The sequence below is a fragment of the Devosia sp. MC521 genome, assembly GCF_014127105.1.
Lineage (GTDB): Bacteria > Pseudomonadota > Alphaproteobacteria > Rhizobiales > Devosiaceae > Devosia.
This window is the reverse complement of sequence record NZ_CP059902.1, coordinates 2188029-2204465: the sequence shown is the minus strand read 5'-3', so window position 1 is coordinate 2204465 and position 16437 is coordinate 2188029. Positions and strand designations below refer to the sequence as shown.

18 protein-coding genes and 1 tRNA gene are annotated in these 16437 nt (G+C 59.1%); 13 read left to right on the top strand and 6 right to left on the bottom strand.

Going from position 1 to position 16437, the window contains the following annotated elements:
- Nucleotides 1-341 precede the first annotated feature (341 nt).
- Nucleotides 342-494, bottom strand: a complete 153-nt coding sequence (locus H4N61_RS10540; protein WP_182393937.1) for a hypothetical protein — start codon at nt 492-494, stop codon at nt 342-344.
- Nucleotides 495-536: 42 nt separating this feature from the next.
- Here H4N61_RS10540 and H4N61_RS10535 point away from each other — a divergent pair, with 42 nt between their 5' ends.
- From H4N61_RS10535 to H4N61_RS10500, 8 genes are all read left to right on the top strand, one after another.
- Entirely contained in the window at nt 537-1457 is a 921-nt protein-coding gene (locus H4N61_RS10535) for a hypothetical protein (RefSeq protein ID WP_182393936.1), read from the top strand.
- A 53-nt stretch (nt 1458-1510) separates the two neighbouring features.
- Nucleotides 1511-2236: a hypothetical protein gene (locus H4N61_RS10530; protein WP_182393935.1), complete on the top strand. Its 726-nt coding sequence runs from the start codon at nt 1511-1513 to the stop codon at nt 2234-2236.
- A 26-nt stretch (nt 2237-2262) separates the two neighbouring features.
- Complete coding sequence (locus H4N61_RS10525) at nt 2263-2481, top strand: hypothetical protein (RefSeq protein ID WP_182393934.1); 219 nt, start codon at nt 2263-2265, stop codon at nt 2479-2481.
- Nucleotides 2482-2544: 63 nt separating this feature from the next.
- The gene (locus H4N61_RS10520) at nt 2545-3528 is read left to right on the top strand and encodes an AAA family ATPase (protein ID WP_182393933.1); all 984 of its coding nucleotides are present in this window, start codon (nt 2545-2547) and stop codon (nt 3526-3528) included.
- A gap of 1 nt (nt 3529) precedes the next feature.
- A complete protein-coding gene (locus tag H4N61_RS10515) occupies nt 3530-4198 on the top strand; it encodes a hypothetical protein (RefSeq protein ID WP_182393932.1) in 669 nt (222 codons plus the stop codon).
- Nucleotides 4199-4300: 102 nt separating this feature from the next.
- A complete protein-coding gene (locus tag H4N61_RS10510) occupies nt 4301-4903 on the top strand; it encodes a metallophosphoesterase (RefSeq protein ID WP_182393931.1) in 603 nt (200 codons plus the stop codon).
- Nucleotides 4900-5199, top strand: a complete 300-nt coding sequence (locus H4N61_RS10505) for a hypothetical protein (RefSeq protein WP_182393930.1) — start codon at nt 4900-4902, stop codon at nt 5197-5199. The genes H4N61_RS10510 and H4N61_RS10505 overlap by 4 nt, the downstream gene beginning before the upstream one ends.
- A 153-nt stretch (nt 5200-5352) precedes the next feature.
- The gene (locus tag H4N61_RS10500; RefSeq protein WP_248306504.1) at nt 5353-5775 is read left to right on the top strand and encodes a thermonuclease family protein; all 423 of its coding nucleotides are present in this window, start codon (nt 5353-5355) and stop codon (nt 5773-5775) included.
- Here H4N61_RS10500 and H4N61_RS10495 read toward each other — a convergent pair.
- The 3 genes from H4N61_RS10495 to H4N61_RS10485 all read right to left on the bottom strand — a co-directional run bounded on the left by H4N61_RS10495 (nt 5772) and on the right by H4N61_RS10485 (nt 7080).
- Nucleotides 5772-6371 (bottom strand): hypothetical protein, encoded by a 600-nt coding sequence (locus tag H4N61_RS10495; RefSeq protein WP_182393929.1) that lies wholly within the window; start codon nt 6369-6371, stop codon nt 5772-5774. The two genes, H4N61_RS10500 and H4N61_RS10495, sit on opposite strands and share 4 nt — an antisense overlap.
- Nucleotides 6361-6696 carry a hypothetical protein gene (locus H4N61_RS10490; protein ID WP_182393928.1) on the bottom strand — a complete coding sequence of 112 codons (336 nt, stop codon included), beginning with the start codon at nt 6694-6696 and terminating at the stop codon, nt 6361-6363. Before H4N61_RS10490 ends, H4N61_RS10495 begins: the two co-directional genes overlap by 11 nt.
- A 308-nt stretch (nt 6697-7004) precedes the next feature.
- Nucleotides 7005-7080, bottom strand: a tRNA-Thr gene (locus H4N61_RS10485).
- Nucleotides 7081-7387: 307 nt separating this feature from the next.
- Between H4N61_RS10485 and cysD the strand changes: the two genes are divergently transcribed.
- Both cysD and cysN read left to right on the top strand, forming a co-directional pair.
- Complete coding sequence (gene cysD / locus H4N61_RS10480) at nt 7388-8296, top strand: sulfate adenylyltransferase subunit CysD (RefSeq protein ID WP_182393927.1); 909 nt, start codon at nt 7388-7390, stop codon at nt 8294-8296.
- Nucleotides 8296-10182, top strand: a complete 1887-nt coding sequence (cysN, locus tag H4N61_RS10475; RefSeq protein ID WP_182393926.1) for a sulfate adenylyltransferase subunit CysN — start codon at nt 8296-8298, stop codon at nt 10180-10182. Before cysD ends, cysN begins: the two co-directional genes overlap by 1 nt.
- A gap of 32 nt (nt 10183-10214) precedes the next feature.
- Here the strand turns inward: cysN and H4N61_RS10470 are convergent, their stop codons facing one another.
- Nucleotides 10215-11642, bottom strand: coding sequence for a mannose-1-phosphate guanylyltransferase/mannose-6-phosphate isomerase (locus tag H4N61_RS10470; RefSeq protein ID WP_169194993.1), 1428 nt, complete (start codon nt 11640-11642; stop codon nt 10215-10217).
- Nucleotides 11643-11706: 64 nt separating this feature from the next.
- The gene (locus tag H4N61_RS10465; RefSeq protein WP_182393925.1) at nt 11707-12948 is read right to left on the bottom strand and encodes an ROK family protein; all 1242 of its coding nucleotides are present in this window, start codon (nt 12946-12948) and stop codon (nt 11707-11709) included.
- Between the two features lie 220 nt (nt 12949-13168).
- Here H4N61_RS10465 and xylF point away from each other — a divergent pair, with 220 nt between their 5' ends.
- The 3 genes from xylF (at nt 13169) to H4N61_RS10450 (ending at nt 16413) form a co-directional block, all read left to right on the top strand.
- Nucleotides 13169-14200, top strand: coding sequence for a D-xylose ABC transporter substrate-binding protein (gene xylF / locus H4N61_RS10460; protein WP_169194991.1), 1032 nt, complete (start codon nt 13169-13171; stop codon nt 14198-14200).
- A gap of 99 nt (nt 14201-14299) precedes the next feature.
- Entirely contained in the window at nt 14300-15619 is a 1320-nt protein-coding gene (locus tag H4N61_RS10455; RefSeq protein WP_169194990.1) for a sugar ABC transporter permease, read from the top strand.
- A gap of 11 nt (nt 15620-15630) precedes the next feature.
- Nucleotides 15631-16413, top strand: coding sequence for an ATP-binding cassette domain-containing protein (locus H4N61_RS10450; RefSeq protein ID WP_169194989.1), 783 nt, complete (start codon nt 15631-15633; stop codon nt 16411-16413).
- Nucleotides 16414-16437: the final 24 nt, after the last annotated feature.

The following is a 16437-nucleotide window of genomic DNA, read 5'->3' as shown; positions in this document are numbered from 1 at the left end:
GAGACCCATTTCGAGCCTCCGGCGCCCACCTTGAGTCGCCCGAAGCGAAAAAATATCCGACTACTACGATGAGCATCAAATGCGATGCATTTTTCCCACAGCTCAAAAAACGCTGGATTGCCATTTCAATCCAATGGTTTGCGAGCAACGATCCATGGGTCGCTTCTATAAAAGTGTTACCCGACCAAGGATTGTTGTTACCACACCCAAACGGGTCGTTTTGGGCCGATTTCGGGTGGTTGACAGCCGCTTTGGCTGTCCCCATCCTGGAAAAGTCAACACGAAATCGGACCAGAAATTAGAATGTTCACCCCCTTCACTGGCAAGCCCCAACCGGCAGCTCAGGCACCTTCCAGGCCTACGCCAGCGACCGCCCAGCGCGGGTTCACTACCTTCACGCCCACGAAGGCAGCAGCCCCATCTCCGGCCGTGACCATTCCCGTCGAAACCATCGACGACATCGACTGGCCCGACTTCTTGATGACTGACGACATCCGGCCTTAACGGCCAAACCAGCTCAGGGGAGCTCAAACACCATGACGAAAAATTCCGCGCCTTCGGGCGCCACGGCGAAGCCTTGTCTGGATGTCCCGTTCTCGAAGGAGAACCTGGACGAGATGATCGACCATCTTCTTTCCGTCGAGGGCTACCTCGTCGCCGAGGAAGAAAATGCCGTGAAGGCCTTCGACGGCTCCGCCGAGCGCGGCCATCCCGTCGATCGCTTCACGATCGACCATCTGGCCGATACGACCCGCACGCTGCACGGGCTGCGCGACGTTCTCACGTCGATCGACGTCCAGATCGGCGTGGCATCTCTGACGGGAGGACGTCGCAGGTTCGAGATCGATATGTGGCTGCTCGGGGAGTCCACCGGCTACGGCGCCGGCACCATCGCTGAGCTGTATGAGAACCTCTCCGACGACGACGAGGACGCTTCCCAGGGCATCGACCTTGTTGGCTTCGTCCATGATCTCATCCGCGACCGAGAGAAGCTCCTCGAGCGGATCGAGGCCGTCGATACTGAGACGGTCGCTGGGCTGACTCTCGAGATCGACCGCATGCGCCGCAAGCGCGAGCTATTGGCCCGCAAGGCTGCCTTCGATGCCGGTTTGATCGCCGAGGAGGACCTGCCCAGCGAGGAGGATGCCGCCCATGTCATGGCCGCCGCCGGCGTTGGCAACTGGTCCAACGTCTCCGACCGGCAGTTCAAAAACCTTCATATCGGCACCGCTTACACCATGACGCCCGATGACGAGGCCCTGATCCGCGAGATCCAAACCGAGACTGCCTACGCCGCTGCCTCTGCCCAGCGCGACGAGGACGAGGTCGATGATGAGGACTGCGATGTCCTCGAGTGGGCACCGGGCAAGTGCAATGGCACCCCCGCCAGCGGTCCTGGCTCCGACCGTCGCTCGGTGATCATCCGCCGCGGCGATGAGGAAATCGAGGTACGGTGATGGGAGCCGCACCGAAACTCGTTGACCTCACTTGGATTGAGACTGTCCCGGGCGTGCTTGCAGCTCCAGCAACCCAGCAGTTCTGGCTGCTGTGGACGCCGGCCGGGAAGCCGGTGCTCCGTCCGTGCGGGATCTCGATCAAAGTCCGCAGCACCGGATACGACGTCGTCTGGAACGCCGCCTCTGCAGTCGTGGACTACCAGGACCGCCTCGATGCCCTGCAGGCCTCGATGGCCGATGCCATTGCCCAGCGTGCCCGGCAGGACGCGTACGATATCGTCGTCGACGCCCAACGTGCGGAGAAGCGGGCTGCTGCCGAGGCGCTCTGGGCAAAGACGGTGATTGAGACCCGCAGGAACATCGACCGTCAACTGGCAACGCTCGGCTCGTTCATGGCCGAGGCCGACCGTCTGATCCTCGAGCGCCTCTCGGTCAAGGAGACGATCTACCAGACCGACGTCGACGAGATGACGAAGACGCTCCGCCGCGTCGAGATCAAGTCGAACAGGTTCGCTCGCGATGTAGCGAAGGTGGTCCGCGACAGGGCTCCGTTGGAATGGTCCGAGGACACGATCGTCGCAGCATGCCGGCACATGACGGGCCTGGATGCGGACCATTCCAGCGAGCCCAACAATGTTGGCTGGGACGGCAAGGACAGTCCTTGGGGGCACTGGTGCTGCGCCAGCTTCGGCAGCGCAAACCACGACGCCGCCGTCGGCGTCGCCCGCAAGATTCTGGCGTCCTATCAGGACACCCAGCTCAAGAAGTTTGCGTCATGATCGAGTGCTGCGAGGAGCCCCGCTTCATGACGCCGGCCGAGATCGCGTTCGCCGATGCCGCTGTCGTCCATCTGACCCGTGAGATCGCTGAGGTCTACCATTTCACAAATGGCATGACGCTGGTTTTCGACCAGCACGGCGAGCAGATGCCCGAGTTCCAGGGCCGCACCACCGAGGTGCTCCCCATGCTCCGTGCCGCCGGCTGGGATCGCCCCGTCGTCGGCCTCTATTCCTGGACCCCCTAAGACCCCGCCGCCTCGTCGCGGCCTAGACCCAACACGCCGCGACGCCGGCAGGAGACTATCAGAATGGCAATCACGAACTTCGGACCCGGCCGCTGCGCCACACTCATCAAGAATCTGGTCAAGGCATGGCCGTGGGAAGCGACCCCCGTCGGCCACGATTGGTGGGTCGATTTCTGCTCTCGTTTGGACCAAGAGGGAGACGTCACCGAAGGCATCGAGATCCAGGCACCCGAGTACACAGGTGTCGACGCCGCGGCGCTGGACGAAGCGGTGCAGGATCTTCGTGAGCTGCGCGAGATCGGTTCTTTCGACGGCGCTGGCAAGGCATGGGACATCCTGGACGACGCCAACAATGCCCGCCGGACCGAGGATCGCGACAGCGATGATTTCGATGCGATCCGGGTGGCAGCTGGCGCAGGAGCCGACCACAAAGATCTCCAGATGCGGATCTATGCCCGAGAGGGTTGGGGCGATCTGGCGGCCAACTTGGCAGCACTACTTTTTCTGCACCGAGCCAAGCAGACCCGCCAGCTACCACCGCCGGCTGCTGCCACCACTGCACCTGAGCTCGACGTCGGCGCCATCCAGCAGCTCCTGCAGGTCCTCGTCGCCGGTGCCCGCGAAGGCGTGGTGACGCAGGCCGAGCTGCCCGAGCTGGTCCGCCAGCATTCCCAGATCGGCATCGCGCAGGTCGAGGTGAACTTGAAGGGCGGTCCGCAGGTCCTCCTTGAGGACGGCCCGTATCATGAGCGCTTCCCGCTGGTGCTGCAGTGCATCGCCGCGCGCCAGAACGTCGCCCTGATCGGCCCGGCCGGCAGCGGCAAGACCACCATGGCCGAGCAGGTCGCGAAGGCCCTCGGGCTGTCGTTCTACTTCTCCGGGGCGATCGAGTCCGAGTACACTGCCGCCGCTGCTGCCCGGGCATGGGGCGTCACCAGGCAGACCGTCTATGCCGCCCAGGCCGGTCCGAAACCTTGCCCGCCGGCGATCCTGCGCGCCATCGGGCTGCGTCGGGTCACCGGGCGCCGGCTCTATCAGGAGGTTTGATATGGGTACCAAGACAAAGCCCGCCCCCCGTCAGCTCGACCTCTTCGCATCCATGCCGGCGCCGGCCGTCGCCGCGAAACCGCCGGGCCCGTCGCTCCCGCTCGCGAACTACGGCCCGTGGCCGGGCCTGTCGGCTCGGAGCTGGATGCACATGTTCGCACTCGAGCGGCACACGGATGGGCGTGTCTACACGATCCATCCGGCTTTCGATGATGCGCCATGGCTCGATGCCCATGCCAAGGATTTGGGCTACCGGCCTGTCTACGCCGAGTGCATGGCCGAGCGTCGCCACCAGGGCGAGGCCCGCTTCGCAGGCGAGTTCTGCAATACCGCCGGCTGGCGCGAGCTGATGGCCAATCGTCATCTCACGACGCCGCGCTGGATACTCGAGCACGTCGCCCGCGGCTTGCACTACTCGTTGAGCTGTGAGCCCCGCTTCCGTCTGGACCATGGCAGCGCTCGGGCCATCATGCTCGAACTTGGATCCGTCGACCCGGGTGTCGGCACTTTCTCCGACGAGGACATGATCGTTGCCGTCTGCGAGCAGGTGTTCTTCAACACCGACGATCTCGAAGAGCTGACATGGCAGCGCATCCACGCATGGCAGCTGGGCCTCGTCAGATATCGCAAGAGCCTGGCCGAGCCCGTCGAGCAGAGGAAGTCAGCATAACGACCGTCCGCCGGTATCGAGCTTGAGCGCCGCGAACGCGAAATCGCTGGTAGGTTTCATCCTTCGCTTTGATAATCGATTGCAAGCCCCGGAGAACCCACGATGTCGAAGCGCCACGACAAGCATGCCAAGCCCCACGGAAGGACACTGTTCACGGCCGATCCGCACTTCGGCCATGCTAACATCATCAAGACCTGCAACCGGCCGTTCTCATCCGTCGGCGAAATGGATCGCTTCATGATCGACGCATGGAACAGTGTCGTCGCGCCGAAGGATACGATCTACGTCGTCGGTGACTTCGCTCACTGGCGGCTGAAGGGACCGCAGATCCGCGAGTACTTCGACGCGTTGAACGGCGACAAGTGCCTCGTCATCGGAAACCACGACCACGAAGCGACCATCGATCTACCGTGGGCGTCGAAGGACCACCGTGCTTTCTTGAAGATCGACGGCATCAGCATCGTGCTCGACCACTACGCCGGCAAGACCTGGAACAAGTCGTTCCACGGGGCGATCCAGTTGTTCGGGCACTCGCACAATCAGATGCCGGGAAATTCCCAGCAGCTCGATGTCGGGGTCGATGCATGGGGGTATATGCCTGTCAGTTTCCCCGAGATCCAAGCCCGCTTGGCCACGCTGCCGCCGTTCTGGTCGCCGCCGGAGGTCACCGAAGACGCCGATAAAGACGATAGATACGGACGATGAAGTGGAGCTTCGCGATCACCCTCGATGGCGATCGGCACATCATCCCGGAGGCGCTGCCGCTGGCAGAAAATCTTGTCGTCGTCGACCTCGAGCAGCGCGCTGGCGTCTATGTCATCCGCGCCGGCGATGCTGGGGAGCTGCGCCGGCTGCTCGGCTCGCCATCGATTCGAACTGTCGTGCGGCACACGGGCCCCGACGTCGACGAAGAGCTCGAGCGCATGCTCACAGCCATCAGGGGGCTCGTCGAGCGCCGCCAGGCTGCGCTGCGCGGCGAAGACGACGGCTACGGGCGCTAATACGGTTTAAGCGACCGGGATCGGCCTTGACGACCGCGTCCGGGGCGTTTGCGCCCATGCTTATGTGGTTCAAAGCGACATCGTCCCGTTCGGTTCAATCCGATGGCGATGGGGGGTGGTGAGCAACACTGGGATTTGTGCTATCCCACCAGCATGATCAGTACCCGCATCATCGCCGCCATCACCCTGTTCGCCACCACCCTCGGCACGCTGCCGGTGTCCGGCCAGGAATTCCGCGAGAACTTCCGCATGTGCGGTCGCGAGCGCATCACGTGCGTCGTCGATGGCGACACGATCTGGCTCCGGGGCGTCAACCTGCGGCTCGAGAGCTACGACACGCCCGAGCCCTATAATGATATTTGCGGCGGCCAGGCCGAGGTGGCGCTGGCGCATCGGGCCAGTGCTCGGCTGCTGCAGCTCCTGAATGGCAACTCGTTCACCGTCGATGCCGGCGGCGAGGATCGCTACGGGCGGGTGCTGGCAACGATTCGCATCGGTGGCACGGATGTCGGGGACATCCTGATCGCCGAGGGGCTGGCGCGGCGCTGGCCCAACGGGCGCGAGTTCTGGTGCTAGTCGGGCGTCACGTCGATGACCTCACCCCGACTGCCGACCAGCGACAGCTCTATGCCGGCCAGGGCACATCTGGGGGCCATCCGTTTCGCTAAGCGTAGCGTACTCTCCGTGTATGGCACGACGGCTACCTGGCGCCCAGGGCTTTCGCTGGCCATCAGGAGACCCACTGTCTCGCACAGCCCCTTGTAGAGCCGAGATACCTGGCCCGAGTGTCTGGTGTTGATAGTACCGCCTTTGCACTCCGCGGAGATGACGTGGTTGCCGACCTCAGCCACGACATCGCCTTTGCCCGAGGAAGGGTGGATCGTAATGCGCCAGCCGTCAGGGTGCCGATATTCACCACCGTAACTGGTCGTCCCCGTCGACGTGGCCTTCTCGAAGCCGCGGCGGGCTAGCCAGCCGGTGAAATCGAAGCGCTTGCCATGTTCGCCGTCGGGATGGATTCGGACGTGGTCTGCACCCGAAGTCCGTAGCAAGTGCATGGCATAGGCCACCATAACCGCGCCTTCGTGCATCTTGTGCTCGATGCCGTCGGGGACCTTCCCCGCTCGCTTTTCCGGAGCTGCTACGGCCTCGACGAGATCGTCAAAGTCCATTGACCTTGACCGGAAGTGACTGGCCAAGGGTTTGCAGCACCGCGATCTGATCCTGTTTCTGTAGGAACTCAGTGTTGCAAGGGTTGTCGATTTCGATCAGGGCGTGACCATTGGCGGCAGTGTAGCTCAGCACATCGGCCACGGCCGCCTCAAAGGCCCTGTCGGCCACCAACTTGATGGCCTTCTCATGCAACGTCTTCGTTACCCATTGGCCATGCGGAGGGTAGATGATGTCCACGTCGAACACGTAGCCGCGCTCGATTAAGTGGCATAGCACCACTGTTTTGTTGTCGAGCTTGAATTCGATCTCTTGGATCTTGTCCATGTGGTCCCCCCCCAGAATTACGACTGGCCTCATCAATAGTCGGGAATTCCGGCTTGTCCAGCGCACGTCCTATTCATTGACCGCAAGAGGTGACCGGAAGTTGCCAAAATGCTCCTGATCTGGAGTGATCGAGAAATTACTACTCAGGATAGCAATTCCTCTAATTCGTGAGCGGCCACAGGTGCTTGGTTGTCCACAGAAGGATCGATGCGGCCATTCTTGATTCTCGGACGGTCGTCCCAATGTCGTCCCAATGCCAAGTCGTCCCAGTCGGGCGTGGCATCGGCCATTGATTTCATTGGGATTTTTGGTGCCGGCAAGAGGCTTCGAACCCCTGACCCCCTGATTACAAATCAGGTGCTCTACCAACTGAGCTATACCGGCACACAGGCAGCGAATTAGCACCTCGCTTTGGTGAGGGCAATAGCATGCGCGCACTGTCCACGTTTTTGCTGGGTAGAACTTTTTTTTCGTTCGCTGGGCCTATCGCGCATCAAGAGTAATCTAACTGTGGTGCGTTCCGCACTGGATTGTTGTGGCTTGAGTAAGTGTTGCACAAATTTGCTCCAACCTATTGTAATGAAAGGGTTTGGGCGAGTTGATGGCTTGTCTATGGAGGTGTTTCGGCACTAGTTTCCGGCCAAGTTTACTGCCTTGGAGTTGGCAGTAATTAGTTTGGAGTGGATGCGACGTGACGACGACACGACTAACCCATCTGCAGGCCCTGGAAGCCGAAAGTATTGAGATCCTGCGGGAGGTTGCGGCGAGCTTCGAGCGTCCCGTGATGATGTACTCCATCGGTAAGGATTCTAGTGTGCTGCTACATTTGGCGCGCAAGGCTTTCTATCCAAGCAAGATTCCTTTCCCGCTCCTACACGTCGATACGACTTTCAAGTTCCGCGAAATGATCGCGTTTCGAGATCAGACGGCTGAGGACTATGGCTTTGATCTGATCCGCCACACCAATCAGGATGGTGTCCGGGATGGGATCAATCCCTTCGATCACGGTTCGTCGCGCTATACTGACATTATGAAAACCGCGGCGCTGCGTCAGGCGCTCACTGCTGGGCAGTATGATGCGGCGATTGGCGGGGCACGGCGAGATGAAGAAAAATCGCGTGCCAAGGAGCGTGTGTTCTCGCATCGCAATGCTTCCCATGCTTGGGATCCGAAGAACCAGCGACCAGAGCTGTGGCGGACGTTTAATACGCGGCTCAATCCCGGTGAGAGCATGCGCGTATTTCCGATCTCCAATTGGACCGAGTTGGACGTGTGGACCTATATCTACGCTGAGAACATTCCAATTGTGCCGCTCTATTTCGCTAAGGCGCGCCCGGTGGTGGAACGCTCTGGCACGCTGATCATGGTCGATGATGAGCGCCTGCCATTGTTGCCCGGTGAGACGCCGAAAGAAGAGGTGGTGCGGTTCCGAACGCTTGGTTGCTATCCGCTCACCGGCGCCATTCGATCTTCGGCCTCAGACCTTCCCAGTATCATCATGGAAATGCAGGCGAGCCGGACCTCGGAACGTGAGGGGCGGTTGATCGACAGCGACTCTGTGGGGTCGATGGAGAAGAAAAAGCAGGAAGGGTATTTCTGATGTCTGCTGTTATGGCTCTTGCGGAGAATGATCTCGATATCTGGCTCGGTCAGCAGAAGGAGAAATCGCTGCTGCGCTTCCTCACCTGTGGGAGCGTGGATGACGGTAAATCGACGCTGATTGGGCGGTTGCTCTATGACAGCCAGCAGATCTTGGACGATCAGTTGGCGAGCTTAAAGAAAGAGTCGCGCAATCGCAGCGTTGGTGATGAGGGAATTGATTTTTCGCTCTTGGTTGATGGGCTGGGTGCTGAGCGGGAGCAAGGCATTACTATTGACGTAGCCTATCGGTTTTTCTCGACCGACAAGCGCAAGTTCATTGTCGCCGATACGCCGGGGCACGAGCAATATACCCGCAACATGGCGACGGGGGCTTCGAACGCGGATCTGGCGCTGGTGCTGATCGATGCGCGCAAGGGCGTGCTGACTCAGACGCGCCGCCACAGTTTTATTCTCTCGCTCATCGGCGTGAAGCACGTGGTGCTGGTGGTCAATAAGATCGACTTGGTGGATTACGACCAAGGGGTGTTTGATCGGATCGTGTCTGAATACGGGGCCTTTGCTGAGACTCTGGGCTTTAAGACGCTGGCCGCCATTCCTGTGTCGGCACTGCGAGGGGATAATATCGTGACCACGATTGGGCAGACGCCCTGGTATACGGGCCTGCCGCTGGTGCCGTATCTGGAGACGATTAATGTTTCGTCGGACCGGAGTGCAGACCAGTTTCGATTTCCCGTGCAATGGGTGAACCGGCCCAATCTCGATTTTCGCGGGTTCTCAGGCACGATAGCGACGGGCAGTATCGCGGTGGGGGACGAGGTTTTGGTTGCCTCATCGCGTAAGCCCGCAGTGATCAACCGGATTGTCACTATGGATGGCGACCTCTCCCAGGCAGGCGCCGGACAGGCGGTGACGCTGGTGCTGGATCGTGAAGTAGAGGTGTCGCGTGGCGAGGTCTTGTCTCGGCCCGGGGAAACACCGGAGTTTTCCAATCAGTTTCAGGCGCGGCTGGTCTGGATGCATGAAGAGCCCGCTTTTGCTGGGCGTTCCTATTTGCTGAAAATCGGTGGGCAGCTGGTCCCTGCGACGATTACCGACATCAAATACCGCACCAACGTCAATACGCTGGAGCACGCCGCAGCGACAAAGGTTGATCTCAACGAAGTCGCGACGGTGACGCTGGCGACGGATAAGGCGATTGCGTTTGATCCGTATGGGACGAACGCGGTGACGGGCGGGTTTATTCTGATTGATCGTTTGAGCAATGCGACGCTGGCCGCGGGGACGATCGACTTTGGCCTTCGCCGAGCCCAAAACCTGACGTATCAAAGTTTTGACGTTAACCGGGAGGTGCGGGCGCGTCTAAAGGGCCAGGAGCCGCGGATCATCTGGTTCACCGGGCTATCCGGCTCTGGAAAGTCGTCCATTGCCAATTTGCTGGAGAAACGCCTGACGGCCGAAGGCCGACACGCCTATATCTTGGACGGTGACAATGTTCGCCACGGGCTCAACAAGGACCTTGGGTTCACTGAGGCGGCGCGAGTAGAAAACATCCGACGTGTGTCGGAAGTGGCTAAGCTTATGGCGGACGCCGGGCTGATTGTACTCGTGTCGTTTATCTCACCCTTTGAGAATGAACGGCGGTTGGCGCGTGAGATAGCGGGCGATATCGAGTTTACCGAAGTCTATGTCGATACGCCGATTGAGGTCTGTGAGGCACGGGACCCGAAGGGTCTCTACAAGAAGGCGCGGGCTGGGGAGATCAAGAATTTTACCGGCATAGACTCGCCATTTGAAGTGCCGAGGCAGCCAGAATTGGTATTGCACGGAGCGGAAGGGGAGACAGTCGAGCTGGCGGATCAGCTTCACATCTTCCTCAAGCTCTAAAATAAGGGGCACCTCCTGGGCGCCCCTTATTTTTAGCTACGACCGAATTCGTCTTCGATGCGGATGATGTCATCCTCGCCTAAATAAGAGCCCGTTTGAACTTCGATCAACTCCAATAGAATCTTGCCGGGGTTCGCCAGGCGATGGACGCAACCGAGGGGCAAGTAGATCGACTGGTTTTCCGAAATTTCCGTGACTGTGCCGTCGATGGTGACGAGCGCAGTTCCGCGCACCACAATCCAATGTTCAGCGCGGTGGTGATGCTTCTGCAAGCTCAGCTTTTTACCCGGCTTAACGAACAGGCGCTTCACTTGGAAACGGTCGCCGCTAAGGATCGACGAATATCCACCCCAAGGCCGGTATGCCGTTCGGTGGATTTCAGTGAGCGGAGCAGTGGCCTCGTCCTTGCGGAGGCGTTTAACGATGTCGCCGACCTTTTGCGCCTCGGATAGTTTTCCGACATAGACGGCGTCGTTTGTCGCGATTACAGCGACATTGTCGAGGCCGTTGACCGCAACGTGGGCGTGGTCGGAAATAACGAGGGACTGCGATACGTTTTCGAGCGTCGCTTTTCCTTGCACAAGGTTTCCAGACGCGTCACGAGAACTGTTCTTCCAGACGGCGTCCCAGCTGCCGAGATCTGACCATGCGAAATCTACGGCTATGACCGCCGCTTTTTTGGTTTTCTCGAAGATAGCGTAGTCTATGGAAATGTTCGGCGCTTGGGCGAAGCTAGCCTCATCGAGACGAACAAAATCGAGATCGCTCTTGGCAGAAGCCACGGCGTCTGTGGCCGCTCTATAGGTCTCAGGAGCTAGCGCTTCACACTCCTCAAGGATTGCTTGAGCGGCCAGCATGAACATTCCGGAGTTCCAAAGATATCCGCCTGTTGCCAGCATTTCCGTTGCACGATCTAGGTTTGGCTTTTCAACAAAGCGGTCAACCGGCTGCGCTTCCGCACCGACACTCGCTGCTGATTGGATATAGCCATAGCCCGTTTCAGGATGTGTGGGGGCAATGCCAAAGGTGACGAGCTTGCCCGCACGCGCAGCATTGGCCGCGCGCGTCACGGCGCTATAGTAGTCGGCCGATGCGTCGATGTCGTGATCTGATGCCAGAATGTGAAGGATTGCATCCTCACCGAACTTCTGTCGTGCATAAACGGCGGCGCTCGCGATAGCGACAGCTGTGTTTCGGGCCACTGGTTCAAGCAAAATTGCGGCAAGCGACTGATGACATTCCGCGGCCTGCTCGGCCACGATGAAGCGATACTCGCTATTGGTGATGACGATCGGCGCTGCATAAACGTCGGGCCGTGCAACGCGCTCAAGCGTGAGTTGATAGAGGCTTTTCTCTCCGGTGAGCGGCAGAAACTGCTTTGGGCGTGCCGCGCGGGACATCGGCCATAGACGTGTGCCCTGACCGCCAGCGAGAATGACAGGAATAACGGGATGGTTCACCAGTTTCGCCTCAGTACTTTCTGCGCGATGGCAGTGATTTGTTCGTTTTATTCGCAAGCCTCAACTATTTGCCCAATATTCTATCGGAAGTCGAGAGTGGGGCGAAGTCGAGGTGATCGATGTCGCGGAGCGTTTTCATTTGCAGACCGCGGAAGATGGGTTCTTTTTCGTCCATGTGGACGATCAGCTCAGGAATGCCATTTATGCGGCAGACGAGGGCGCTTTGTAGGGCGTTTTCTATCTCATGTTGCATCAAGGGCAAGGCGCGTGCGCCCGGGCCGACGATGACGATGTGGCTAGGGTCGTGCATGGAAAGCATGCGAGCGAGCCCGTAGCCAATGGCGCGACCGGCGACGGCAAATGCGTGTATGGCTTCACGATCACCGTGTTGCGCCCGAGAAATCAGCGCCTCGTATTGAGCCGTAGGCACAGAGTGGGCCGGGGGCGTAGTGTCGGGGACCGAGAAAGCCGAGCGCAGTACGCCATAGTCGGCGGCATAGGCCTCAATGCACCCACGGGCACCACAGCGGCAAAGGGCACCGCCAGGGCTGTGGTTCATATGGCCGAACTCGGTGGCGCCGTTACTGCTTTGTCCTGTGGCATGGGGATCTAGGCTGAGCCCAATGGCAACGGTGGAGCCGATGAATACCGTTGCGATGCTTGCGTCCTGTAGACGCTCATCAACCCAACGTGTGCCTTCGGCCAACAGGCTACCGCGCTTGTGTAGCGACACTGGCAGGCCGGTTAAGCCAGTGAGTTCAGTGGTGATATCATTGCCAGTGAAGTGCTTTATCGGTGACCATTTAAGTCCAGTCCCATCGCGGACCAGAATACCTTGGACCGATATGGCTATCCGGCGTAGCGCGGCATAGGCGCTTGGATTGCGTTTTTCGAGTGCGGCCAACCGTTCTGCGATAAACTGTACTGGCGGGGCGTCCTTGAAACTGGCGGGGCCAAGTTCGGTCTCGATCCGATCAACGAGTACGCCACTATAGTCAACGAGCGACAGGCGGCAGCGATTGACGTCAATCTCAAAGAGCGCGCCATAGGCTGCATCGCGCTTAAAACCGACTAGTGTCGAAGGGCGACCACGCGAGCGGCTGTCATTGCTGCTCTGGCTGACCAATTCGGTAACAATCTTCTGCGCTAGCAGATCCTGCATGATGGCGGTGACGCTGGCGTGGCTGAGGCCAGTAGTGGTCGCTAGGACCGTGCGGGATTGAGGGCCGCGATCGCGCAGTGCGCCAAGCAGCAGGCTGCGGTTCTGCCGACGCAGGCTATCGCTATCGCTGACGGTCCGCGCCACGCACAGTTCTCCCTGTTTATTCTTTCTGACATACCCCGATTCGTTGTTTGACCGGGGAAAGGTGTCGCCCTCCGATTCCAGATTGACACGTCACGTTGTCGCATGCGACAGGTTTTTTCGAGCAGTAAAAATATTGCTCATGGCGCAGGGAGCGGCGCCTGGTTGGGGTTATGCCGCCAGCCTGCAGACGGGCAGAAAACTGCCCATTGGGAGGACAGATATGAACAAGTTTGCAGCAGTTCTGCTTGCATCGACTGTGCTTGCCGGATCGGCCATTGCGCAGGATGAGATTACCGTTGGCGTGTCTTGGAATAACTTCCAGGAAGAACGCTGGAAAACCGACGAAGCCGCTATCAAGGGTATCTTGGATGCCGCTGGTGCGAAGTATATTTCTGCTGACGCGCAGTCGTCGGCTTCCAAGCAGCTCACCGATATCGAAAGCCTGATCAGCCAGGGCGCTGACGCTATCATCGTTCTGGCGCAGGACAGCGAAGCTGTTGGGCCGGCGGTGGCAGCAGCAGTAGCTGAAGGCATTCCAGTCGTTGGTTATGACCGTCTGATCGAAAATCCAGACGCTTTTTACCTCACCTTCGATAACAAGGAAGTGGGCCGCCTACAGGCTTCAGGTGTTGCTGCCGTCGTCGCGGAAGGCAATTTTGTCTTCATCAAGGGCAACTCGGCTGACCCCAACGCGGACTTCCTGTTCGAAGGCCAGATGGAAGTGCTGAAGGCTGGTATCGATGCTGGCAAGATCAAGAATGTCGGCGAGGCCTATACCGACAACTGGAACCCGGAAGTCGCTCAGGCGAACATGGAGCAGTTCCTGACCGCCAATAACAATGAAGTCGACGCCGTTGTCGCTTCGAATGACGGCACTGCCGGTGGCGCGATTGCAGCTCTTGCCGCCCAGGGGCTCGCTGGTTCTGTACCAGTGTCCGGGCAGGACGGCGATCATGCTGCGCTCAATCGCATTGCGCTCGGCACTCAGACCGTTTCGGTTTGGAAAGACGCACGTGAGCTTGGCAAGAAAGCCGCTGAAGTGGCGCTCGAGTTGGCTGGTGGGAAGGCGCTGAACGAAGTGACTGGCGTTGTGCCGTTCTCCGGCGGTCCAAAGGGCGTCGAAATGAACGCGTTCTTCATCGCGCCTGTCGCCATCACCAAAGACAACCTCAACGTTGTGATCGACGCTGGCTGGGTCTCTAAGGACGTTGTTTGTCAGGGTGTAGCTGCCGGTTCGGTCTCTGCCTGCTGATCTACTTACATCTCGGAGTTGGAGGCGCGGTGCATTCGCCTCCAATCACCGCTCTGTTGCGCCCCGGTCCGCCGGGGCGCATCTTAATGGGGGAAGTTGATGGCCGTTTTACCAGCCACATCGAATATTTCACATCCGAGTAGCAATGTGCAGAACCCGCTTCAGAGGTTCTTGCTGGCTACGGAGATCGATACGCGTCTGCTGGGCATGGTCGGCGCTTTGGCGATCATTTGGATCGGCTTTCATATTTTCTCAGGTGGTCTGTTTCTGACCCCGCGCAATCTTTGGAATCTCTCAGTCCAAACTGCGTCTGTGGCAGTGATGGTCACTGGCATGGTGCTGGTGATCGTGACGCGCAATATTGATCTGTCCGTCGGCTCCATACTTGGTGTGGTCGGCATGATTATGGGCGTGACGCAGACCCAGTTCCTGCCGATCAACCTCGGTCTTGGCTTGGGCCATCCGATGATTTGGTCGCTTTCGCTGGTTATCGGCCTCGCCTGTGGTGTTGGCATTGGGGCCATTCAGGGCGCAATTATCGCTTATCTGCGTGTGCCGGCCTTTATTGTCACCTTGGGTGGCTACCTCGTCTGGCGGGGCGCTGCATGGTGGGTCACGGCGGGGCGCACTGTGGCTCCGATGGATTCCACTTTCCAGCTCATCGGCGGCGGCCCTTCTGGGTCTGTCGGGGCGTTTTGGAGCTGGGTGATCGGTCTTGCGGCCTGTGCGGCTATTGTCGGTGGGCTTTATCTTGGTCGCCGTCAGCGCCATCGGTTCCAGTTCCCACAGCGGCCAATTTGGGCTGAAGTTGCCTTGGCAGTCATCGGTTGCGGCCTAACTATTGGTGCAGTTTTGGTGGCCAATGGCTATCCGTGGCCGACACGCATCGCCGCCAATTATGCGCAGGCGAATGGGATTACTGTACCAGAAGGCGGGTTGTTCATTTCCCATGGCATCGCCATTCCAGTGCTGATCGCTTTGGGTGTGGGCGTGGTGATGACATTCCTTGCCACTCGCACGCGCTTTGGTCGCTACGTCTATGCCATGGGTGGCAATCCGGAAGCGGCGGAACTCGCCGGGATCAATACCCGTTGGGTGACGGTGAAGATTTTCATGCTGATGGGTGGCCTCTGCGCCATTGCAGCGGCGATTTCCTCGGCCCGACTGAACGCCGCAACCAATGCACTTGGTACGCTCGATGAACTCTATGTCATTGCGGCTGCCGTGATTGGCGGAACGTCCCTCGCAGGTGGGGTGGGCACGATTGCCGGTGCTTTGCTGGGTGCATTGGTAATGCAGTCGTTACAGTCCGGCATGGTGCTTATGGGCATGGATAGCCCGCTGCAATCCATCGTTGTTGGTATCGTTTTGGTGTTCGCAGTGTGGCTCGACACGCTGTACCGCCGGAACAAGCTTTAGGAGTTGCGGTCATGTTGGATGCAAAAACTCCACTGGTCGAAATGACCGATATCTCTATCTCGTTCGGCGGCATCCGCGCTGTTGATCAGGCCTCGGTGACGCTCCATGAAGGCGAAGTTGTCGGGCTGCTTGGTCACAACGGAGCGGGGAAGTCGACACTGATCAAGATCTTGTCCGGCGCCTATAAGCGCGACAGCGGCGAGATTAAGATCAAAGGCCAAAGCGCCAGCATCAACAATCCTCGCGATGCAAAAGCTTATGGCATCGAGACCATCTACCAGCAGCTAGCGGTGGCAGATAACGTCGATGCTGCGGCCAATCTTTTCCTCGGTCGTGAGATTACCACTGCGCTCGGTACGCTTGACGATGCGGCGATGGAATCCAAAGCGCGTGAAGTGATGGGGCGGCTCAATCCGAATTTCCGTCGCTTTAAAGAGCCAGTGAAGGCGCTGTCCGGTGGTCAGCGTCAATCGGTGGCCATTGCTCGCGCTATTCTGTTTAACGCCCGCATTCTGATCATGGATGAGCCGACCGCTGCACTCGGGCCGCAAGAAACGGCACAGGTGGGGGAGCTGATCAAACAGCTCAAATCGGACGGCATCGGGATTTTCCTTATCAGTCACGATATCCACGATGTCTTCGATTTGGCGGATCGTCTGGTGGTCATGAAGAATGGTCAGGTGGTCGGAGAAGCACGGACTGAAGATGTGACAAAGGACGAAGTCCTGGGCATGATCATCATGGGCAAGGTACCCCCCGGAGCGACGCCGGGGCCGGGAGCCTTAAAGAGCTAAGCGCGTTATACAAGGGCGTCGACA

What these genes read in the sequence shown, in the direction of transcription:
- H4N61_RS10540 (WP_182393937.1), bottom strand. Translation starts at nt 494, where the DNA reads ATGTCGTCAGTCATCAAGAAGTCGGGCCAGTCGATGTCGTCGATGGTT.
- H4N61_RS10535 (WP_182393936.1), top strand. Translation starts at nt 537, where the DNA reads ATGACGAAAAATTCCGCGCCTTCGGGCGCCACGGCGAAGCCTTGTCTG.
- H4N61_RS10525 (WP_182393934.1), top strand. Translation starts at nt 2,263, where the DNA reads ATGACGCCGGCCGAGATCGCGTTCGCCGATGCCGCTGTCGTCCATCTG.
- H4N61_RS10520 (WP_182393933.1), top strand. Translation starts at nt 2,545, where the DNA reads ATGGCAATCACGAACTTCGGACCCGGCCGCTGCGCCACACTCATCAAG.
- H4N61_RS10515 (WP_182393932.1), top strand. Translation starts at nt 3,530, where the DNA reads ATGGGTACCAAGACAAAGCCCGCCCCCCGTCAGCTCGACCTCTTCGCA.
- H4N61_RS10510 (WP_182393931.1), top strand. Translation starts at nt 4,301, where the DNA reads ATGTCGAAGCGCCACGACAAGCATGCCAAGCCCCACGGAAGGACACTG.
- H4N61_RS10505 (WP_182393930.1), top strand. Translation starts at nt 4,900, where the DNA reads ATGAAGTGGAGCTTCGCGATCACCCTCGATGGCGATCGGCACATCATC.
- H4N61_RS10500 (WP_248306504.1), top strand. Translation starts at nt 5,353, where the DNA reads ATGATCAGTACCCGCATCATCGCCGCCATCACCCTGTTCGCCACCACC.
- H4N61_RS10495 (WP_182393929.1), bottom strand. Translation starts at nt 6,371, where the DNA reads ATGGACTTTGACGATCTCGTCGAGGCCGTAGCAGCTCCGGAAAAGCGA.
- H4N61_RS10490 (WP_182393928.1), bottom strand. Translation starts at nt 6,696, where the DNA reads ATGGACAAGATCCAAGAGATCGAATTCAAGCTCGACAACAAAACAGTG.
- cysN (WP_182393926.1), top strand. Translation starts at nt 8,296, where the DNA reads ATGTCTGCTGTTATGGCTCTTGCGGAGAATGATCTCGATATCTGGCTC.
- xylF (WP_169194991.1), top strand. Translation starts at nt 13,169, where the DNA reads ATGAACAAGTTTGCAGCAGTTCTGCTTGCATCGACTGTGCTTGCCGGA.
- H4N61_RS10455 (WP_169194990.1), top strand. Translation starts at nt 14,300, where the DNA reads ATGGCCGTTTTACCAGCCACATCGAATATTTCACATCCGAGTAGCAAT.
- H4N61_RS10450 (WP_169194989.1), top strand. Translation starts at nt 15,631, where the DNA reads ATGTTGGATGCAAAAACTCCACTGGTCGAAATGACCGATATCTCTATC.